21 protein-coding genes are annotated in these 20,890 nt (G+C 63.5%); 10 read left to right on the top strand and 11 right to left on the bottom strand.

The genetic code is table 11. The features are described from left to right. Window positions 1-16: 16 nt before the first annotated feature. Together fsa and SZ64_RS02785 are read right to left on the bottom strand one after the other, a co-directional pair. Complete coding sequence (gene fsa, locus SZ64_RS02790; protein WP_054529439.1) at window positions 17-673, bottom strand: fructose-6-phosphate aldolase; 657 nt, start codon at window positions 671-673, stop codon at window positions 17-19. A 222-nt stretch (window positions 674-895) separates the two neighbouring features. Then, the gene (locus SZ64_RS02785; protein WP_054529438.1) at window positions 896-1,570 is read right to left on the bottom strand and encodes a DUF4197 domain-containing protein; all 675 of its coding nucleotides are present in this window, start codon (window positions 1,568-1,570) and stop codon (window positions 896-898) included. Window positions 1,571-1,629: 59 nt separating this feature from the next. Between SZ64_RS02785 and SZ64_RS02780 the strand changes: the two genes are divergently transcribed. Next, a complete protein-coding gene (locus SZ64_RS02780; protein ID WP_054529437.1) occupies window positions 1,630-3,795 on the top strand; it encodes a primosomal protein N' in 2,166 nt (721 codons plus the stop codon). Between the two features lie 15 nt (window positions 3,796-3,810). Here SZ64_RS02780 and SZ64_RS02775 read toward each other — a convergent pair whose 3' ends face one another. The 3 genes from SZ64_RS02775 to SZ64_RS02765 form a co-directional block, all read right to left on the bottom strand. Further along, entirely contained in the window at window positions 3,811-4,845 is a 1,035-nt protein-coding gene (locus SZ64_RS02775) for a methylated-DNA--[protein]-cysteine S-methyltransferase (protein ID WP_054529436.1), read from the bottom strand. 73 nt (window positions 4,846-4,918) lie between these two features. Further along, entirely contained in the window at window positions 4,919-5,587 is a 669-nt protein-coding gene (locus tag SZ64_RS02770; RefSeq protein WP_054529435.1) for a hypothetical protein, read from the bottom strand. A gap of 76 nt (window positions 5,588-5,663) precedes the next feature. Further along, window positions 5,664-6,326, bottom strand: coding sequence for a hypothetical protein (locus SZ64_RS02765; protein WP_054529434.1), 663 nt, complete (start codon window positions 6,324-6,326; stop codon window positions 5,664-5,666). A gap of 111 nt (window positions 6,327-6,437) precedes the next feature. Between SZ64_RS02765 and SZ64_RS02760 the strand changes: the two genes are divergently transcribed. The 7 genes from SZ64_RS02760 (at window position 6,438) to SZ64_RS02730 (ending at window position 13,562) form a co-directional block, all read left to right on the top strand. Further along, on the top strand, window positions 6,438-8,012 hold the full coding sequence (locus tag SZ64_RS02760; protein ID WP_082384413.1) for a serine protease: 1,575 nt from the start codon (window positions 6,438-6,440) through the stop codon (window positions 8,010-8,012). A 173-nt stretch (window positions 8,013-8,185) separates the two neighbouring features. Beyond that, complete coding sequence (locus SZ64_RS02755) at window positions 8,186-8,740, top strand: F0F1 ATP synthase subunit delta (protein ID WP_054529433.1); 555 nt, start codon at window positions 8,186-8,188, stop codon at window positions 8,738-8,740. A 2-nt stretch (window positions 8,741-8,742) separates the two neighbouring features. Continuing rightward, window positions 8,743-10,272, top strand: a complete 1,530-nt coding sequence (atpA, locus tag SZ64_RS02750) for a F0F1 ATP synthase subunit alpha (protein ID WP_054529432.1) — start codon at window positions 8,743-8,745, stop codon at window positions 10,270-10,272. 28 nt (window positions 10,273-10,300) lie between these two features. Next, entirely contained in the window at window positions 10,301-11,182 is an 882-nt protein-coding gene (locus SZ64_RS02745; RefSeq protein WP_054529431.1) for a F0F1 ATP synthase subunit gamma, read from the top strand. Window positions 11,183-11,206: 24 nt separating this feature from the next. Further along, complete coding sequence (atpD, locus tag SZ64_RS02740) at window positions 11,207-12,676, top strand: F0F1 ATP synthase subunit beta (RefSeq protein WP_054529430.1); 1,470 nt, start codon at window positions 11,207-11,209, stop codon at window positions 12,674-12,676. 4 nt (window positions 12,677-12,680) lie between these two features. Then, window positions 12,681-12,938 (top strand): ATP synthase F1 subunit epsilon, encoded by a 258-nt coding sequence (locus SZ64_RS02735; RefSeq protein WP_054529429.1) that lies wholly within the window; start codon window positions 12,681-12,683, stop codon window positions 12,936-12,938. 129 nt (window positions 12,939-13,067) lie between these two features. After that, window positions 13,068-13,562, top strand: coding sequence for a hypothetical protein (locus SZ64_RS02730; protein ID WP_054529428.1), 495 nt, complete (start codon window positions 13,068-13,070; stop codon window positions 13,560-13,562). Between the two features lie 13 nt (window positions 13,563-13,575). Here SZ64_RS02730 and SZ64_RS02725 read toward each other — a convergent pair whose 3' ends face one another. The 6 genes from SZ64_RS02725 to SZ64_RS02700 all read right to left on the bottom strand — a co-directional run bounded on the left by SZ64_RS02725 (window position 13,576) and on the right by SZ64_RS02700 (window position 18,069). Further along, on the bottom strand, window positions 13,576-14,580 hold the full coding sequence (locus SZ64_RS02725; RefSeq protein ID WP_054529427.1) for an SMP-30/gluconolactonase/LRE family protein: 1,005 nt from the start codon (window positions 14,578-14,580) through the stop codon (window positions 13,576-13,578). Window positions 14,581-14,604: 24 nt separating this feature from the next. Next, on the bottom strand, window positions 14,605-15,405 hold the full coding sequence (locus tag SZ64_RS02720; protein WP_054529426.1) for a hypothetical protein: 801 nt from the start codon (window positions 15,403-15,405) through the stop codon (window positions 14,605-14,607). Beyond that, on the bottom strand, window positions 15,405-15,743 hold the full coding sequence (locus tag SZ64_RS02715) for a DUF6152 family protein (protein ID WP_054529425.1): 339 nt from the start codon (window positions 15,741-15,743) through the stop codon (window positions 15,405-15,407). The genes SZ64_RS02720 and SZ64_RS02715 overlap by 1 nt, the downstream gene beginning before the upstream one ends. A 152-nt stretch (window positions 15,744-15,895) precedes the next feature. Then, complete coding sequence (locus tag SZ64_RS02710) at window positions 15,896-16,183, bottom strand: HNH endonuclease (RefSeq protein WP_156313692.1); 288 nt, start codon at window positions 16,181-16,183, stop codon at window positions 15,896-15,898. Between the two features lie 35 nt (window positions 16,184-16,218). Continuing rightward, window positions 16,219-17,139 carry a DMT family transporter gene (locus SZ64_RS02705; RefSeq protein WP_054529423.1) on the bottom strand — a complete coding sequence of 307 codons (921 nt, stop codon included), beginning with the start codon at window positions 17,137-17,139 and terminating at the stop codon, window positions 16,219-16,221. Between the two features lie 15 nt (window positions 17,140-17,154). After that, window positions 17,155-18,069 carry a DMT family transporter gene (locus SZ64_RS02700; RefSeq protein ID WP_054529422.1) on the bottom strand — a complete coding sequence of 305 codons (915 nt, stop codon included), beginning with the start codon at window positions 18,067-18,069 and terminating at the stop codon, window positions 17,155-17,157. Window positions 18,070-18,393: 324 nt separating this feature from the next. On the opposite strand from SZ64_RS02700, the gene SZ64_RS02695 reads away from it, so the two are divergent. Together SZ64_RS02695 and SZ64_RS02690 are read left to right on the top strand one after the other, a co-directional pair. Continuing rightward, window positions 18,394-19,923 (top strand): CpaF family protein, encoded by a 1,530-nt coding sequence (locus tag SZ64_RS02695; protein ID WP_193391506.1) that lies wholly within the window; start codon window positions 18,394-18,396, stop codon window positions 19,921-19,923. A 327-nt stretch (window positions 19,924-20,250) separates the two neighbouring features. Next, window positions 20,251-20,700, top strand: coding sequence for a DUF3788 domain-containing protein (locus tag SZ64_RS02690; protein WP_054529420.1), 450 nt, complete (start codon window positions 20,251-20,253; stop codon window positions 20,698-20,700). Window positions 20,701-20,890 lie beyond the last annotated feature (190 nt).

Genomic DNA, 20,890 nt, shown 5'->3' with positions numbered 1-20,890 from the left:
CGACGGGGAATCCGTCTTACTTGAGGATGGTCTGCCCGGTCTTGGCCCAATCGGCAAGGAAGCCTTCAATGCCCTTGTCGGTCAGCACATGCTTGAACAGGGCGCGGATCACGGCCGGCGGCATGGTCGCCACATCGGCGCCGATCCGCGCGCTTTCCAGCACATGGATGGGATGGCGGATCGAGGCGGCGAGGATTTCCGTTTCGAAATTATAATTGTCATAGATCAGGCGAATGTCGCGCAGCAGGTCCAGCCCGTCGAAGCCATTATCGTCATGACGGCCGACGAAAGGCGAAATGAAAGTGGCCCCGGCCTTGGCAGCCAGCAGCGCCTGATTGGCCGAAAAGCACAGGGTGACATTCACCATCGCGCCATCGTCCGTCAGGGCCTTGCAGGTCTTCAGCCCATCGACGGTCAGCGGCACCTTGATGCAGACATTATCCGCGATCTTGCGCAGGACTTCCGCTTCCTTCATCATGGTCGAGTGATCCAGCGCGACCACTTCGGCGCTGACCGGCCCATCCACCAAGGCGCAGATTTCCTTCGTCACTTCCATGAAATCGCGGCCCGATTTGGCGATCAGGCTGGGATTGGTGGTGACACCGTCCAGCAAGCCCGTAGCGGCCAGATCGGCGATTTCGGCAGTGTCGGCGGTATCGACGAAGAATTTCATGGTCTTGTTCCAGACGGCTCAGGGACTCGTGCAGGCGCTATATGCCTCCTGCGCTGGCTAGGCCACCCATCCAGACGCAAAGACGGATACCTCGTCCGGTTATCCATGCTCCCACTCTCGTCATTCCCGCGAAGGCGGGAATCCAGTTCCAGCGGTTGCCTCTGGATTCCCGCCTTCGCGGGAATGACGAAGTTTGGAAGTTTGAAGGTCAGCGCCTGATCTCTACGACGTGGCCGTCAGCACAGCGATCAGCATCGGGTCTTTCGTGCTGCGCGGATCGGCGCGGATTGCGGCTTCCTCGCGGCCCATTTCGGCCCAGATCGCATCGTCAACCTCGCCCGCGAACTGGTGGGCCACGCCTGCCACGTCCACGCCGGTCAGCTTGGCCAGCGCCTCGCCCACCAAGGGTTCCTGCGAGATGCGCAGGGCGTCAGCCAGTTCGGGCGACATTGCCTCGATCAGGCTGCCCGCCATCTGCCCGCGCAGATAACCGGTGGCGGCGGTCGGCCCGCCTTCCAGCAGGGCCTTGGCATTGGCGATGCCGATCACCTTCACAGCATCGGCCACCATGGGCGCCGCACGGCGGGCGCCGCGTTCGGCCACCTTGTTGAATTCACGCTGGAGGCGTTCCTTGAACACCACCGAAGTGAGGATGCTGGTGAGGATATTGCCGCGCGAGCCGAGCACATCGGGCAGAGGCAGTCGGGTAAGCTGATTATCCCAGAAGCCGCCGGGCGCCATCAGCCGGGCAAAGGCGTTGGCCTGCGCAAGGAACAGCAGGCGCCGCACGGCTTCCACCAGACTGTAACGCTGCATGCTTTCGCAGCCGGGCAATGTCAGCAGCATCGCCGCCGCGGTTCCGCCCAGAAATGCCCGTCTTGCCAGCCTTGTCCTCATTTCCCGTCCTCACCTTACTTGCCGTGACAGCCTGCCACGCCCATTACAGTTCCGCCACCATGAACCGTGTCAGAATTCTTCACTTCAACGCCGCTCTCGGCCCGCTGGACTATCGGCTGCCCGAAGGAATGGACGCGCCGCCCGGAACGGTGGTGGCCGCCCCGCTTGGCCCGCGCCAGATCATCGGCATCGTGTGGGAGAAAGACCGGCTGCCTGCCGACGAGGTGCCGGATGCAAAACTGCGCCCGCTGCTGGGCAAGCTGCCCGTACCGCCGCTGAAGGAGAGCCTGCGGCGGCTCATCGAATGGACGGCGGATTATTATTGCGCCCATCCCGCCTCGGTCGCGCGGATGGTGCTTTCCAGTGGCGGTGCCCTGAAAGGCCCGGCGACGATGACCGAATATCGCCTGACCGACCAGACGCCGGAACGGATGACGCCCCAGCGCGAGGCCGCGATTGACGCGCTGCAGGGCGAACAGGCAACGATCCGCGAACTGGCGGGAATTGCGGGTGTTTCCGAAGGGGTGCTGCGCGGCCTGGTCAATCAGGGCGTGCTGGAACCTGTGGAGGTCGATTGCGACCGGCCGTTCGAGCGCGCCCATGCGGATTTCCATCTGCCCTCCCTTTCCCCCGCCCAGCGCGAAGTGGCGGACCGTTTCGCGGGCGCTGTGAGCGAAGGCGGTTTCGCGCCCTTCCTGCTGGATGGCGTGACCGGATCGGGCAAGACGGAAACCTATTTCGAAGGCATGGCCGAAGCCCTGAAGAAGGGCCGGCAAGTGCTGGTGCTGCTGCCGGAAATCGCCCTGACGGAGGCCTTCCTGCGGCGGTTCGAGGATCGCTTCGGTGCCCCTCCCATCACCTGGCATTCCGCGCTGAAATCGACCGAGCGCCGCCGGGCGTGGCGGGCGATTGCGGCGGGCACGGCGCAGGTGGTGGTCGGCGCCCGTTCCGCCCTGTTCCTGCCCTATGCCAATCTCGGCCTGATCGTGGTGGACGAGGCGCATGAGGTGAGCTTCAAGCAGGATGATGGCGTGCGCTATAATGCCCGCGACGTTGCCGTGATGCGCGCCCGGTTCGAGCAGATTCCGGTCATCCTTGCCAGCGCCACGCCCGCGCTGGAAAGCCTGCAGATGGCCGAGGCCGGGATTTACGAGAAGCTGGACCTGCCCAGCCGCTTCGGCGGGGCGGAACTGCCGGATATCGAGACGCTGGACCTGACGAAGGAAGCGCCAGAGCGCGGCCGCTGGCTGGCGCCCCGGCTGGTGGAAGAACTGAAGGTACGGCTGGAACGGGGCGAACAGTCGCTGCTGTTCCTCAACCGGCGCGGCTATGCGCCGCTGACCCTGTGCCGACATTGCGGCTATCGCTTCCAGTGCCCCAATTGCAGCGCCTGGCTGGTGGAGCACCGCCTGTCCCGTCGCCTTGCCTGCCACCATTGCGGGCATGAAACCGCCACGCCCGATGCCTGCCCCGAATGCGGGGAGCCGGATTGCCTTGTCGCCTGCGGGCCGGGGGTGGAACGCATTGCCGATGAAGTGGCGGAAATCCTGCCAGAAGCACGCGTAGCCATCGCCACTTCCGACACGCTGAACTCGCCCGAGAAGATCGCCAATTTCGTCGGTTCGGTGGAAGAAGGCGCGGTGGACGTCATCGTTGGCACCCAACTCGTCACCAAGGGGTTCCACTTTCCGGAACTGACGCTGGTGGGCGTGGTCGATGCCGATCTGGGCCTTGAAGGCGGCGATCTGCGCGCGGCGGAGCGGACATATCAGCAAGTCGCCCAGGTGGCAGGGCGTGCCGGGCGCGGGGAAAAGCGGGGCGAGGTCATCATCCAGACCCGCCACCCAGAGGCTGCCGTGATCGCCGCCCTCGCCGCCGGAGATCGCGACGCCTTTTACGAAGCAGAGGCAGAGGCCCGTCGCCATGCCGGCGCCCCGCCCTTCGGCCGCTGGGCTGCGATCATCGTTTCGAGCGAGGATGAAAACGAAGCGCGCGAGGCCGCCAGGCAGATCGGCGCGACCCGCCCCAATGTGGCCGATGTGCAGATCCTCGGCCCTGCTCCGGCGCCTTTGAGCCTCCTTAGGGGCCGTTATCGCCACCGTCTGCTCATCAATGCGCGCCGTTCAGCCCAGTTGCAGGACGTGATCCGCGAATGGCTCGGCTCGCTCAAATTTCCCGTCGGCGTGCGGGTGAGCGTGGATATCGATCCCTACAGCTTCGTGTAGGCGAAACGCACGGCCTCAACCGCGTTCGCGCGCCAGCAATTCCTGTTTGATCGCCGTGCCATAGGCATATCCGCCGATGGAGCCGTCCGTCCGCACGACGCGGTGGCAGGGGATCAGCACGGCAACATTATTCGCCCCATTGGCCCCGCCCGCCGCGCGTACAGCCTTGGGATTGCCCGCAGCCGCGGCGATTTCGGCATAGGACCGCGTCTCGCCTGCCGGGATTCGGCGCAATTCCCGCCATACGGCTTCCTGAAAGGCCGTGCCTTTGACGTCCAGCGGAATGTCCTGCCCGCCGCCCGGGGCCTCCACCACGGCAATCACCCGGCCGAGCAATGCGGCAAACTCCTCCCCGCCTTCCACCAGATCGGCGGCCGGGAAGATCGCGCGCAGTTCCGCCATGCCTTCGTTGAAAGACAGGCGGCACACGCCTTTGTCCGTCGCGGCGACCAGCATGGGCGCAATCGTCGTTTCCACCACGGCCCAGCGGATCGTCACGCCTTCCCCGCCTTTGCTCCATGCCGATGGCGCCATGCCCAGCCTGCCCTTCAGTGAATCATAGAAGCGCGAGGGTGCTTCGAACCCCGCTTCGTAAATCGCATCGGCAACCCGGTCTCCGCCGGTCAGCGCCTCTCGCGCACGCTCCTCACGCAAGGCGCGGGCATAGGCAGCGGGCGACAGGCCAGTCATCCGCTTGAACACGCGCTGGAAATGGGCGGGCGAATAGCCGGTCAGCCTGCCCAGCGCCTCAAGGCCCGGCGGCACATCCGCCTGCCGGATCGCCTCAACAGCCGCCAGAACCGCCCGCCCGTCGCGCGCTGCCTCGTCAGGCTTGCACCGCTTGCAGGGGCGGAAGCCTGCAGCCTCGGCGCTCGCTTCGTCAGGATAGAAGCTGGTGTTCTCCGGTCGGGGGCGCCGCGCGGGGCAGCTTGGGCGGCAATAGATACCCGTGCTCTTCACCGCGACCACGAAGCGGCCGTCCTGCGAGCGGTCGCGCGCGGCAAAGGCTGCCTGCATGGCCTCAAGGGAAGAAGCGTCGGTGATTTCCATGGACGCACCTTATGCCAGAGGCCCTGCGAATGCGTCCCGTTTCTTGCGCTCAAACCTGCGGCATACGCTCCGCCTATTCCGCCTTGGCCCTTACCGAGACGGCGATGGCACGGGTCTGCGCCTTCAGCCCTTCCACGGTATCGCCCGCAGCGAACCGATAGGAATAGACCGCAAACATCTTGCCTTGCGTCACAGCCATGCAGGCGACCATCAGGCCCCGCTTGGTCTGGACATCGTCGATGCTGACGTCCCCATGCCCGATCAGATAGACGCAATCCTCGTCACGCCCGAGATATTCGATCTCGAATGCCAGTTTCGGCGCAGTGCCCATAACTTCGCCCATTTCCGCCTCGACCTGGGCGCGCATCGCCGCGTCGAATATATTGGCGCCCGGCTTGTTCGATTCTGCATCCAGCACATCGAGGAATTCTTCCCGAGGCAGAGTGAGCGCCAGCACGGCCTTCGGCGTCTTGAGCAGAATATAGTCGTCGTAAGCCGACACAGCCGGGTTGCGCCCGCAGGCATGGAAATGCGCAAGCGTGACATTGTCGTAATCGGCTGCGGCAAGAAGCTGGGATGCCGCTTCCTCATTGCCTTGCGGCAGGCAATAGCCTTGCGGGATCGGCATTTCGAGCTGTTCAAGCCCGATCCGGAAGGATGTGACCGGCCCGGCCTCTTCCGCATGGGCCGGCAAGGAAGTGACAGCGAAAGCGGCCAGAGCCAGCAGATGCAGCGATTTCATGAATTCGTCCCCCTTTGCCGCGAATCGCCGAACCGGGCGAACACGACCTGATGCTAATCGAACTGCCTGAAATCTCTCAGGGCGTCACCGGCTCAATCGTCAAAGCGATGGCGCGAGCGCGATCCTTCATCGGCGCCAAACTGCCCGACCCACTGAAATCATACAACGTCACAGTGAAGATCTTCTGTCCCCGCACGGTGAGGCAGGTCATGATCATGCCCTGCGCCGTGGCATCGGGCTGCCCAGCGCCCACGGCTTCGCCATTATAGACGCAATCTCCGTCGCGCTCGATCAAACTGGCATCGGCCAGTTCCATCTCGGTCCGCTGACCGAGTGCCTTCTCGCCAGCAGCCTCTGCCTCGTCCATTGCCTGCGCATTCGCCCTGCTTTGGGCCATCCGGCGATAGAGCGCCTCCCATTCGGCCAGCGTCGGCTCTTTCTCATAGAGATCGTCCGACAGTCGGCGGCTGGAGCGGACGATGGCATAGCGTTCGACCGGCTGGGAAATGCCCGCCCCCGTGCAAGCCAGCCAGGTGCCCACGGTGATGTTCGCCACATCCGCATCGGCCACCTGTTCGGTCTGCTGCTTCATCTCCCCTTCCGGCGCGCAATAGCCGGTCGGCACGGGCAGGCGAAACATCTGCTCGCCGATGGAAAAGCGCGCTGCGCCTTGCTGGGCGGAAGCCACGGCGGGAAGGATGAGCACAGGCAGGGCAAGCAGCGGCAGCAGGCGTTTCACGGTTAAGCCGTTCCTCTTCGGTTCAGGTGAATGCGACATAATCCGCGTCCGGCGACAAGTCAGCCGTCAAAGCGCCTTGCAACCCGGCGGAGCGAATGCGAAATTAACTCTATGTCCGCCCTCCGCTTTTTGCGCCATGCGCTGGCTCTATGCCTTGGGCTGACGCTGCTCCAGCTCTCCACCGCGGCCAATGCCGACCCAGCCGATATTGACGCTGCTTCGCGCGGCGTGGTGCGCGTCATCATTATCGGTGACGATAATGGCGGGGCCTTCCCCGTCTCCCACGGCACCGGCTTTGCGGTTACGCCGGAACGGATCGTCACCAACGCCCATGTGGTGGAAGAAGCCCGCGCCGATCGCGACCTGTCCATCGCCATCGTCCCGTCCGACGGGGGCAAGGTAGTCTATGGCAAGATCACGGCCTTCTCACCGCGCAACGATCTTGCCCTGCTGTCCACCACCGTTCCGCTCAAACTGCCGCCGCTGACCATCTCCGGCACGATCGACACCGATTCCGGCCCGGTAACGTCGGTCGGCTATCCGATGAACGTGGACCGCGCGCAGGGCCTTGGCGTGAACGACATCTTCAAGGCACAACCCCCGGTAAAGAGCCGCGGCTTCCTTTCGGGCGCGCGCCCCACGCGCGATTTCGATACGCTGCTGCACACCGCCCCCATCGGCAAGGGCAGCAGCGGCGGCCCGCTGCTCGACAATTGCGGGCGAGTTGTAGGGGTGAACAGTTTCGGCGCGGAAAGCGACGGGACCGATTCGGAATTCTACTTCGCTGTCTCCACGCGCGAATTGCTGCCCTTCCTGCGCGACAGCGGGATCACTCCGCAGGTCAACGGCCTGCCCTGCCGCTCGCTGGCCGAACTCGACGCGGCGGAACGAGCCCGTGCAGAGCGAGAGAAGCTGGCCGCCGTCCAGCAGCAACAGGCCCGCGCCGCCCGCCTCGCCGCCCGATCCGAAGAAGTGCAGCGCGAACAGGAATTCGCGATCATCGCGGAACGCGAAAACGCGATCATGCTCACGATCATGCTCATCATCTGCGGCGTGGCCGGCGGCTTTGTTACCATGCGCGAGCGGGATGAAGGCAAGATCGGCCCGATGAAGATCGCCGCCGCCGCTTCGGCGCTGGCCCTGGCGGCGGCGCTGGTCACCTGGATCAGCCGCCCATCCTTTACCGATGTGGAAGACCGTGTGGCCGCAGTGCTGGATAAGGAAGCCATGGCCGAACGGGGCAAGCAAACGCCTGCCACTGTAACGGGAACCGCCGGAGGCGCCGCGCGGCTGGTCTGTGTGGTGAATGTCGATCGCAGCCGCATCACCAGCATCGCCACCGATGACATTCCCTTCACCTGGACCGATCAGGGCTGCGTCAACGGGCGCACGCAATATGGCCAGCGCGACGGCAAATGGTCACGCATCCTCGTTCCCAATGACGAGGCAGCCGTCTCGGTGAATTCATTCGATCCCGCCACGCATGAATATAGAGTGGAACGCTATCTGCTGGCGCACGATGCGATGGATGCCCTGCGCAAGGCGCGCGCGGAATTCGAAGCTCCGCAATGCGGTGCCTCGCCGCAGGAGATTGCCGCGCTGGGCAACAATCAGGCCGCGATCTTCTCTCTCCTGCCCGGCCAGCCGAATGAACGCGTGATCTACGATTGCCACCCGGCACAATAAGGCACCCCGAAACGGGCAGCTTGCCCTGCCTGTCTAAAACGGGGGTCGACTCGGGTTGCGTTGTAGGAATGCCGGTGCTAGTCGCGCGCCAACCTAGCTGGGGGCACCTTCGGGGGCCTCGTTTGGGCTGGGTATAGTTTACCGTTTCTTCGGACCCAAAAGGACCTTCGCGAGTGGAGATTTCCGCCGGAATTCAGGCTAGCCTCGCCGGGCGTTATGCGTCGGCCCTGTTCGACCTCTCGTCGGAGGCAGGCAATATCAGCGCGGTCGAATCCGACCTTGATGCGCTGGCTGCCGCCCTCAACGAATCGGCCGAACTGGCCGCGCTCATCCGCAACCCGGAAGTGAGCCGCAGCGATCTGGGCAAGGCCATGGCCGCCCTCGCCGCGGCTATGAAGCTGGACAAGCTCACTGCCAATTTCATGGGCGTTCTGGCCGCCAATCGCCGCCTTGGCGAACTGCCCGCCATTATCCGCGCCTTCCACGCGATCGCTTCCGCCCAGCGCGGCGAAGTGACTGCCGAAGTGACCAGCGCCCATGCGCTGAGCACCGATCAGGTGGATGCGCTGGAAAAGAAGCTCAAGGCCCGCGAAGGCCGCAACGTCAAGATCCGCACCAGCGTCGATCCTGAACTGCTCGGTGGCCTGGTGGTCACGATCGGTTCCAAGCGCATCGACAGCTCGATCCGCACCCGTCTCAATTCCCTCGCGAACGCGATGAAAGGCTGAACATGGAAATCCGCGCCGCAGAAATCTCCAAGGTCATCAAGGACCAGATCGCCAATTTCGGCACCGAAGCGCAGGTCAGCGAAGTCGGCTCCGTCCTTTCGGTCGGTGACGGTATCGCCCGCATCCACGGCCTCGACAGCGTTCAGGCTGGCGAAATGGTCGAATTCGCCAATGGCGTACAGGGCATGGCCCTCAACCTCGAAGCCGACAATGTCGGCGCCGTGATCTTCGGTTCGGACGCCAACATCAAGGAAGGCGACACCGTCAAGCGCACCGGCACCATCGTGGACGTTCCGGTGGGCAAGGGCCTGCTGGGCCGCGTGGTCGACGCGCTGGGCAACCCGATCGACGGCAAGGGCCCGATCGTTGCCGACAAGCGTGCCCGCGTCGAATCCAAGGCTCCTGGCATCATCCCCCGCAAGTCGGTGCACGAACCCGTGCAGACCGGCCTGAAGGCGATTGACGCCCTCGTGCCCGTCGGCCGCGGCCAGCGCGAACTGATCATCGGTGACCGTCAGACCGGCAAGACCGCCGTCGCCATCGACACCTTCATCAACCAGAAGGAAGTCAACCAGGGCACCGACGAATCCAAGAAGCTCTACTGCATCTACGTCGCCGTGGGTCAGAAGCGCTCCACCGTGGCCCAGATCGTGCGCCAGCTCGAAGAAAACGGCGCGATGGAATATTCCATCGTGGTGGCCGCTACCGCTTCGGAACCGGCTCCGCTCCAGTATCTCGCGCCCTACACCGGCGCCGCCATGGGCGAATTCTTCCGCGACAACGGCATGCATGCCGTGATCGTGTATGACGACCTTTCCAAGCAGGCCGTTGCCTATCGCCAGATGTCGCTGCTGCTCCGCCGCCCGCCGGGCCGTGAAGCCTATCCGGGCGACGTGTTCTATCTCCACTCGCGACTGCTCGAACGCGCCGCGAAGATGAACGACGATAACGGCGCCGGTTCACTGACCGCCCTGCCGATCATCGAAACGCAGGCGGGCGACGTGTCGGCCTATATTCCGACCAACGTGATCTCGATCACCGACGGCCAGATCTTCCTCGAAACCGGCCTGTTCTACCAGGGCATCCGTCCGGCGATCAACGTCGGTCTCTCGGTGTCCCGCGTGGGCGGTTCGGCCCAGACGAAGGCGATGAAGAAGGTCGCCGGCTCGATCAAGCTGGAGCTGGCCCAGTATCGTGAAATGGCTGCCTTCGCGCAGTTCGGCTCGGACCTCGATGCCGCTACGCAGAAGTTGCTCAACCGCGGTGCGCGCCTGACCGAGCTGCTCAAGCAGCCCCAGTTCAGCCCGCTGCCCTTCGAAGAGCAGACCGTTTCGATCTTCGCCGGCACCAACGGCTATCTCGACAGCATCCCCGTTGCCGACGTGACCCGTTACGAAGCCGAAATGCTAAGCTTCATGCGCCAGAGCCATGCCGACGTCCTCGGCCTGATCCGCGACACCAAGGAATTCGGTGACGAGGCAAAGGCAAAGACCGTCGCTGCGCTCGACGCTTTCGCCAAGCAGTTCGCCTGAGCCCCAACGGGACTAATAGGGAGCCGTCATGGCCAGCCTTAAGGAACTCAAGGGCCGCATCAACTCGGTCAAGTCGACCCAGAAGATCACCAAGGCCAAGCAGATGGTCGCCGCGGCCAAGCTGCGCAAGGCGCAGGCGGCTGCCGAAGCCGCCCGCCCCTATGCGGAGCGTCTGGCAACGGTGATGGGCTCGCTCGCCTCGCGCATCACCGTGAGCGAAAGCAGCCCCAAGCTGTTGGCCGGCACCGGTTCGGATCAGCGCCACCTGCTGGTGGTAGTGAACACCGACAAGGGCCTGTGCGGCGGCCTGAACTCCAACATCGTCAAGGCTGCCATCGCCAAGGCGAAGAAGCTGATCGCGGAAGGGAAGAAGGTCGAATTCTTCCTCGTCGGCAAGAAGGGCCGTGCGCCCATCCGCCGCAACTTCCCCGATGCGATCGCCGCCCATTTCGACACTTCGGACGTCCGCCAGCCGGGCTATGAAGAAGCCGAGAAGATCGCCACCGAACTGGTTTCGATGTACGAAGCCGGCAAGTTCGACGTCGCCCATCTCGTCTATGCGAAGTTCAAGTCCGCCCTCGCCCAGGACCCGACCGAACAGCAGATCATGCCGGTCCCCACTCCTGAAGCGGCGCCTGCCGCTGCCACCGGCGGTGCGGTCGTGGAATACGAGCCGGATGAGGAAGCCATCCTCGCCGAGCTGCTGCCGCGCTACCTGAAGACCCAGCTCTTCGGTGCGCTGCTGGAAATCGCAGCGTCCGAACAGGGCGCGTCGATGACTGCCATGGACAACGCCACCCGTAACGCGGGCGAGCTGATCCAGAAGCTGACCATCCAGTACAACCGCAGCCGCCAGGCCGCGATTACCACCGAACTCGTCGAAATCATTGCTGGCGCTGAAGCGCTCTAAAAGATCAAAGGCAAGGAAACGAACATGGCCACCGCAGCCAAGACCAAGAGCAAGCCCAACATCACCGCGGGCGGCACGATCAGCCAGGTTATCGGCGCCGTCGTCGACGTGACCTTCGAAGGCGAACTGCCTGCCATTCTCTCCGCTCTGGAAACCCAGAACGGCGAAACCAAGCTGGTGCTCGAAGTTGCCCAGCACCTGGGTGAAAACACCGTGCGCTGCATCGCCATGGACGGCACGGACGGCCTGACCCGCGGCCAGCCGGTGGTCAACACCGGCAAGCAGATTTCGGTGCCGGTCGGCCCCAAGACGCTCGGCCGCATCCTGAACGTCGTCGGCGAACCGATCGACGACATGGGCCCGGTTGGCGCCGACAAGTTCTCGCCGATCCACGCCGAAGCCCCCGCCTTCATCGACCAGTCGACCGAAGCCAGCATTCTGGTGACGGGCATCAAGGTCATCGACCTTCTCGCTCCTTATGCAAAGGGCGGCAAGATCGGCCTGTTCGGCGGCGCCGGCGTGGGCAAGACCGTGCTGATCCAGGAACTGATCAACAACATCGCCAAGGGTCACGGCGGCGTGTCCGTGTTCGCCGGCGTGGGTGAACGTACCCGCGAAGGTAACGACCTCTATCACGAATTCCTCGACGCCGGCGTTATCGCCAAGGACGCCGAAGGCAATGCGACCTCGGAAGGTTCCAAGGTTGCTCTCGTGTTCGGCCAGATGAACGAACCCCCGGGCGCCCGCGCTCGCGTGGCTCTCTCGGGCCTGACCATGGCGGAATATTTCCGCGACGAAGAAGGCCAGGACGTGCTGTTCTTCGTGGACAACATCTTCCGCTTCACCCAGGCAGGCGCCGAAGTGTCTGCTCTTCTCGGCCGTATTCCTTCGGCCGTGGGTTACCAGCCGACCCTGTCGACCGACATGGGCCAGCTGCAGGAACGCATTACCTCCACCACCAAGGGTTCGATCACCTCGGTGCAGGCCATCTACGTTCCCGCGGACGACCTTACCGACCCTGCTCCGGCGACCTCCTTCGCTCACCTTGACGCCACGACCACCCTGTCGCGCGCGATCTCGGAACTGGGCATCTACCCGGCCGTGGACCCGCTGGACTCGACCAGCCGCGTTCTCGAACCGCGCGTCGTCGGTCAGGAACACTACGAAACCGCCCGCCGCGTTCAGGAAACCCTGCAGAAGTACAAGTCGCTGCAGGACATCATCGCCATTCTGGGCATGGACGAACTGTCGGAAGAAGATAAGCTGATCGTGGCTCGCGCCCGCAAGATCCAGCGCTTCCTCTCGCAGCCGTTCCACGTGGCCGAAGTGTTCACCGGTATCCCGGGCAAGTTCGTGCAGCTGGAAGACACCATCAAGTCGTTCAAGGCTGTGGTGGACGGCGAATACGACCATCTGCCGGAAGCCGCGTTCTACATGGTCGGCGGCATCGACGAGGCGGTCGCCAAGGCCAAGAAGCTGGCTGAGGACGCTTAAGCAGATGGCTCTGCACTTCGAACTCGTCACGCCGGCCAAGCTGGTCCTTTCCGAGGACGTCCACATGGTGGTCGTCCCCGGCGAGGAAGGCGAATTCGGCGTGCTTGAAGGGCACGCACCCTTCATGTCCACCATCCGCGACGGGGCCGTGCAGGTCTATCGCACTGCGGGTGGCCAGCCTGAGGAAATCAAGGTCCGCGGCGGCTTTGCCGAAGTGGGCGTGAACGGCCTCACCGTTCTGGCGGAACATGTGGAAGGCTGATCCTGCCTTTCGCTGAAAAGATCAAAGGGCGCCCGCTGCGGCGCCCTTTTTCTTTGCCTGCATTCCTCCACCTGCCTAGGCTGACCGGCAAAGCCCCGCCCCCTGGGCCTCCACATGCCGGAAATCCCCATGCGCCTCCTGCCCCTCGCCATCCTGAGCGCCATTGGCCTAAGCACTTCCGCCATGGCCGAAGAACCGGAGGCACTGGACATTGCGCTGGGCGACATCTGCCCCTCCTTCATTCAGGGCACGGTGCTGGACGATGAAGGCCTGCTCACATCGGAAGTGGTGAAAGGCTGGGTCGCCAAGGGTTTCTATGCCGAAGCTGCGCCGGGCGATTACTGGATCATGCTCCATCACGACGAGAGCGAACCCAGGATCGACCTCAAGCTGAATGATGACGAGCAGGGCAAACGCACCTGCGAGGCGCATATCATGCTCGCCAATTCCGATGCCGCCATGGCCCGTGTGCGCGGATATTATCGCGATGCAGGCCTTGCGATCGAGGATCAGCCCCCCTCATCCTCCCGCCCAGCCTTCACAGTCAGCGATGCAGACGGCAATCCGCTCGTCCGGGCCGAGGCAATGCACGGCATGGTCCGGATCGTGATGCGCCAGCCCTGAGCTTCCGCAAGGGCTATTTCGGCCGGTCCGCAGGCCCTGCCGCCAGCATCGGCACACGATAGATCGTCATGGCGACATTGCGGACACCTTCCGGCGTGGTCCACGCCTTCCCGTCCGGCCCCACCGCGCCCATCGTCCCGACATACAGCGTCTTGCGGTCAGGCCCGGCAAAGGCCGCGGTTATTGCCCGGCGCGGCACGGGGATCACGCCCAGTGCCTTGCCGGCCCGGTCCAGCACATGGATGCCGGCATCGCCGGTCACGTAAAGCCGCCCTTCCGCGTCCACGGCCAGCCCATCGCCGCCGAAGCCTTTCTCCTCGCCCGAAAGCGTGGCGAAGACACGGCGGTTTGCGGTGGTGCCATCCTTGCCGACATCGAAGGCCAACACCTTCTCCTTGTCCGTGACGTAGAGCACTTTCCCATCCGGGCTGAGCGCCAGCCCATTGGTGAAGGAATCCACCTTCTCTGCCACCACACTCACCTTTCCCGCTGCGCTGACGTGAAACAGGCCCGTCTGGGTGAAAAACGCCCCGCCCTGCCCGTCCGCAAGCAGGTCGTTCAGGCGGCCCAGCGGGCGTCCATCGGCGAAGCTGTTGGCCAGCATCCGCCGCTCGGGCGCCAGTTGCACCACGCGGGTCAGTTCCGGGCAGGAGGGCATGTGCAGGCCGGGATCGGTGCAGGTCCGCTCCACTGCGAAAACACGCCCCGCCGCATCGATGGAGACGGCACCTGCCCCCGCCACATCGGGCATCCAGACATAGGCCTTGCCGTCCGGTGCAAGTTTGCGGACCGAATTGCTCTGTTCCTGCGCGAAGAGGATGCCGCCGTCCTCCGTACCGGTCATCCCGTCCGCCGTCATGAAGTCTGCCCAGACGAGTTCCCACTTCGCACCGGCCGCAATTACCCCGGGAATGGCGGCAACGGAGGCTTCCTTCTCACCCGCCAGCAATTGCGCCTGTGCCGGCACGGCAGCCATGGCGAGAACAGCCGCAAGGGCCATGGTGATGCGCTTTGTCATGCTCTTCTCCCCCTGCCGTACTTCTCACTGTCCGTCGGAAGTCGGCTCGATCGTATTGAATTCCCCGTCGAAACCAGTGCGGTCATTGTCGTAATTGTCGTGGATCATCCGGTCGAAGCCTTCTGCCCGCACCCAGGCCAGATTCACTTTCCAGGGCGCCGCCAGAGTAACCGGATCTTCGATGGTCATTTCCGCCTCGATCCTGTCGGGCGAGACCATACGGATACGCTCCACATAGTGGGCCTCTTCCGAAAGCGGCGGCGCGGTGTGGAAGAAGCTGTTGGGGTTCTTCACCGCCACCGTGTCGATCACCAGCGTATCGCCTTGCCAATGGCCGATGGCATCGCCCCATACGGTAGCCCAGATGTCGTCCTCACCCGGATGGTTGCGCCCGTCCGTGTAGACGTGGCGGACATCGCGATAGGCGTTGATGATCAGCACTTCTTCAGGCGTGATGAGAAACTGGATCGGCGCTGCGCCGTTCATCATCATCGGATAGCCCCAGCCATCAGCCTTGCGATTGCCCTGGGTCTTCATCCGCTCTGACTGGCGGCGCTTGCCCTCCTCGTTCCAGGGGGCGTCGAAGCCGATCAGCTTCATGATGTCTAGCGTTGGGCTTGCTTCCCCGGATTCCTTCGCTTCCTGCGCCGCAGCGGAAAGCCCCCCGATGGTCGTCTCGTCATCTTCAGTCAGCCACAGCCCATCCCAATAGGGCAACCTGGCGAAGGCCGCCTCGCGCTGCTGGGGCGAAGCCGGTTCGGCAGCGGCGGGAATGGCGGCCCCGGCGATCAGCAGGGCGGCCAGAACAGGCCCGGCGCGCCGCATCAGGCCTTCTTCCCCAGCTTCTTGCCGTCAGACGTCGTCACATCCAGCACCACCCCACCGGGATCGCCATTGCGCAGCGGATTGACCGATATCTTCAGCGTATCGCCCGGCTTCACCGATTTGGGCCGCCAGCCATTGGCATAGAGATACATGGGCGCGCCCATCTCCATGCTCCACTCCTTCGAAATGCCCTTGGTGTCCTTGACCATCAGCTGGATGTAACAATGGGGGTTGGTCCACTGGAATTCCTTCACGGTTCCAGTGACAGTCACGACCTTGGCCTGGTCGAACATTGCCATGCTGTGATGGGCCTGCGCCGGCACGGTGCCAAACGCCACGGCAAGGGCTGCCGCCCAAGCGAGGTGATACCGCAATCTCTCTCTCCCTGCCCTATTAGGCTGGGGACATAGTGACACCTCAATTTGACTTCGTCATCACCGGAAAATCACCGCCCGTCGCAGATCCAAAACTGGCGCAAATCCAAGGGAATTCAGCGAGACTTCCGGGTCGGGGCGTAAAAATCGGGTGGCTTGGCCGCCACCCAGGCCACGAATTTCGCCACTTCCGCATTTGCCAGCAGGGCAGCGCGATCGCTGCCCATGCGGCGCAACTGGGCATTGGTGAAATTGGCATGGATCGCACGGTGGCAGATGGGATGGACGGGCACCGTGTCCCTCCCGCCTTTGGCCTTGGGCACAGTATGATGCCACTGCACCGCGCTGCCCAGCGGACGGGCGCAGAGCCAGCAGGCAAGATGTACTTGCTCCTCAGGCAAAATCCCTCTCCCGCTTGCCAATCGACGTCCGGCCAGGCTCAGCCGCCCAGCGCCTTCGCCTCGCGCAGGGCAGCATTCACACGCCTCCGCGCATCCCACCACATCAACAGCCCGGCAGAGATAATCACGGCCGCACCTGCCAGCGTTACCAGATCCGGGCGATTATCGAAGAATATCCAACCCAGCGTAGTTGAAGCGAGCAACTGGATATAGGTCGCCGGCGCGATGGTGGAGGCGCCCGCTCGCGTAGTGCCGACATAGACCATCCAGTGCCCGATCGTGCCGGTACCGGTCACAATGATGACGCGCGCAATCACCGTCCAGTCCGGCCAACCGATATGCAGCATGGCGATGCCGCTGGCATTGCCGATCAGCGCGGCCACGATCAGCAGAACCGCGGCGCCTGCAGCCACGAAGAACTGCATGGAAAGCCCGCTGCCCTGCCCTGCAGAAGCGCGGTTGGAAATGATCAGCAGGCTCATCCCCAGGGCAGTCAGCAGTGGCAGGAAGGCTGGCCAGCCCAGCGCCAGCACATTGGGCCTCAGCACGATCAGCACGCCGGTGAAGGCCACGATCACCGAAACCCAGGTGAGCGGGCGCACCCGTTCCCCCAGCAAGGGGCGGCTGAGCAGGGCGGCAATGGCCGGAGCCACAAAGGTAATGGAGACCGCCACGGTCAACGGCATCAGGAAGATGGCGCAGAAGAAGCCCAGCGTGCCGGTGCCAAGGCTAAGCCCGCGCGCCAGCTGTAGCCAGGGATTCTGCGGAATGAAAGCCGAGCGCCCTTCGCGGAAATATAGCGGCACGCCTGTTACCAGCGCGCCCAGAGTGAAGCGCAGGGCCGCCACGGCCAAGGGCGACCACGCACCGGCAATGCTCTTGGTCACCGCGTCGCCGCAAGTGAACAGGGCAAAGCCCGCCAGTGCAATCAACAGCCCCGATCTTTCGCTGCCCTTCACTCAGTCCCCGCTTTCCTAATTTGCCCCGGCCATCGCGCGCAGCGCACGACGGCGGCTGTCCCACCACAGGAACAGCCCGGCCCCGATGATGATCGCGGCGCCCAGCAGGGCCACCGGATCGGGAATGTCGTTGTAGAAAATCCAGCCGAGACCCACGGCCATCAGCAACTGGCCATACGTCATCGGCGCGATGGTGCCCGCGCCAGCCTTCACCGTGCCCATATAGATAAACCATTGGGCGAAAGTCGCGCTGACGCCGATAAAGGCACAGCGCGCCACCACGCTCCAATGCGGCCAGACGAGTTCGAACCGTTCGATCCCGCTGAAATGGCCGACTGTGGTTGCCGCGATGAGGAAAATCATCGCCGTGACCGACATGTAATATTGCATGGCCAACACGCCTGCAGTGCCCGAAACCGCGCGGTTCGCAATGATCGTCACCGCCATGCCCGTGGCGCCGATCAGCGGGAACAAGACCCCCCAGCCCAATGCCTCGAAATTCGGACGCAGCACGATGATCACGCCGACAAAGGCAATGGCGGTGGCAATCCAGGCGGCAGGCCTTGCCGGTTCACGCAGGAAGATCATGGCAAGCATCGCGGTAATCATGGGCTGGGTGAAAGCGATGGTCGTCGCCTCGGCCAGCGGCATGATCCACACCGCCAGGAACATACCGATTGCCGAACAGCTGATCGCCACCCCCCGCAACCATTGCAGCTTTGCCGAAGGCAGCCGGATTGCCTGCCACCCCTCACGCGAACCCAGGAGAATCGCCAACCCGATCGTGCCTACGAGATAGCGCGTGGCCGCCATCGCCACAGGCGACCATTGGCCGGCCATGCCCTTGACGATCGCATCACCGATGGAAAGCGTACAGAACCCCGCAAGCGCCCATAGCAGGCCGGCGCGTTCGTGATGGTGGGCTGACATTGAGGTGGCTCTCCCTGATTTTGACTTTGCCATAGGGGCGCCCACAGTCTTGCGCCAGACCCCACAATTTATTGCGCGGGGCGCGGCAGCGGGCATGCCGGAAGGTCGTGTTCAGAACCGCTCGGGACGGCGCGATCCGCAGGCAAAACAGCCATTTGCGCCCCGCGGCAGACTATCTCGCAACCGCGGAAACACCTGCCCTCCGCATTTAGACAATTTCAAGGTTCGTAATCTATTCACCAAACTTCGACAGACCCCGTTTGGCACAATGCTCCGATGGCATGGGGGCGGGATCGGTAAAGTAAAGGCCGCAAGGAGCGGGGAATGAGTGCATTCGGACGGAAGAACGGCGTAGGCGGCATGGCTCCCGGAGCCCGGCCGAGCTTCGGCGTTGCCAAGCCGATGAAGGGCGGCGACTATCGCAAGCCTTCGCCCGCACCCACCGGCGGCGATCAGTTCCCACCTTTGCCCGGCGATGGCCATGGGGGCGATCCGTCCGGCCATTCGATGAGCCACAAGTCCAGCGACGCGATGGCGCGCCTCTCGGAACGCGCCAATCAGATTGTCGACAGTTCCCCGCTGGTCGAAGGCTTCGAAGCGAGCGTCCACAAGATCAAGGAACAGGTGCTCCCGCGCCTGCTCGAACGTGTCGATCCGGAAGCGGCCGCCACCCTTTCCAAGGAAGAACTTTCCGAGGAATTCCGCCCGATCATCATGGAAGTGCTGGCCGAGCTGAAGGTCACCCTCAACCGCCGCGAACAATTCGCGCTGGAAAAGGTGCTGATCGACGAATTGCTCGGCTTCGGTCCGCTGGAAGAGCTGCTGGGCGATCCGGACGTGTCCGATATCATGGTCAACGGACCGAACCAGACCTACATCGAAAAGAAGGGCAAGCTGCAGCTCGCCCCGATCCAGTTCCGCGACGAACAGCACCTGTTCCAGATCGCGCAGCGCATCGTGAACCAGGTCGGCCGCCGCGTTGACCAGACCACGCCGCTGGCCGACGCCCGTCTGAAGGACGGCAGCCGCGTCAACGTGATCGTGCCCCCGCTCTCCCTGCGCGGCACCGCGATCTCGATTCGTAAGTTTTCCGAGAAGCCGATCACGCTCGATATGCTGCGGGACTTCGGCTCGATGTCCGACAAGATGTGTACCGCGCTGAAGATCGCGGGCGCCTGCCGCATGAATGTGGTCATCTCCGGCGGTACGGGTTCGGGTAAAACGACCATGCTCAACGCCCTGTCGAAGATGATCGACCCGGGCGAGCGCGTGCTGACCATCGAAGACGCGGCCGAACTTCGCCTGCAGCAGCCGCACTGGCTGCCGCTGGAAACCCGCCCGCCGAACCTTGAAGGCCAGGGCGCCATCACCATCGGCGACCTTGTGAAGAACGCCCTGCGTATGCGCCCTGACCGCATCATCCTGGGCGAAATTCGTGGCGCGGAATGTTTCGACCTTCTGGCCGCCATGAACACCGGCCACGACGGTTCCATGTGTACCCTGCACGCCAACAGCCCGCGTGAATGCCTTGGCCGTATGGAAAACATGATCCTGATGGGCGACATCAAGATCCCCAAGGAAGCCATCAGCCGCCAGATCGCGGAATCGGTGGATTTGATCGTGCAGGTAAAGCGCCTGCGCGACGGTTCGCGCCGCACGACCAACATCACGGAAGTGATCGGGATGGAAGGCGACGTGATCGTGACGCAGGAACTCTTCAAGTTCGAATATCTCGACGAGAGCGAGGACGGGAAGATCCTGGGCGAATTCCGCAGTTCGGGCCTGCGCCCCTACACGCTGGAAAAGGCCCGCCAGTTCGGCTTCGATCAGGCCTATCTGGAGGCTTGCCTCTAAGGCTGCACACCCCGCTGCCTGGCGGGAAAGTGACACGGAACGACCAGCGAAACTCTGTGACCTTCGGCTTCGACATCTTGCGCGAAGCCGGAGGCATGATTTTGTAATCACGTGTTTTATTTGCAGCATCGGCGCAATGCAGAGACATTTCGCGCGCAGCGAAGTGTGACTTTTCGTCATGCTGCCTTGCGGGGCATTTGGAGGGTCGTTTCCGGCGCGGTTCCATCCACGAGGTTAGGCCAGATTTCGACCGTGTAGGAAAGGTGTTTGACAAGCCCTGCCTACCAGCGCCTCCTCCGCGGCGAACCCGACGTCAGGAGAGAGTGCATGGCCACCGCACCCCGCCCAGCAGACCGGCTGACCGACAAGACCGTGGTGCCGGATGACGAGAGGGTCCGGGACTGGATCGGCGCTGATGCCTTCGCCCGTTGGACTGCCCTGCGGGCATGGATTGCCCAGACCTATCCCGGCATCTTCAGCCCGGACTGGATCTATGGCGGCAAGAAGCACGGCTGGGCGCTGCGCTACAAGAAATCCCGGGCCTTCTGCACGCTGCTTCCCGAATATGGCTCGTTTGCCGCCGTCATCGTGTTGGGCGAGGCGGAGCGCGAGAAGTTCGAGGCGCAGCGGAGCAGTTTCAGCGCCCGGCTCTCACGCCTGTTCGACGAGACCGAAGCCTTCCGCGACGGCAAATGGCTCAAGGTGGACGTCCTGTCCGCCGAAGATCTGCAAGATGTTACGGCGCTGCTGGTGTTGAAACGGCGGCCAAAGGGTTAGGCAGGCCTCTCCATCATATCGAGCAGCGCGCCATTTCGGTTGTGTTCCGAAGATGCCTGGATGCCTGGATGCCTCTATGCCCAACACCCGCTCGTCCTGAGCCTGTCGAAGGACACGCACAACATTTGATCCGCTGTGAAGATCAAGCAGCAGATGTTGTGCACCATGCTGGTTCAGGTGCGGTCTTGGG

Source organism: Erythrobacter sp. SG61-1L, from assembly GCF_001305965.1.
GTDB lineage: Bacteria > Pseudomonadota > Alphaproteobacteria > Sphingomonadales > Sphingomonadaceae > Andeanibacterium.
This window is presented reverse-complemented; position numbering and strand designations above follow the sequence as displayed.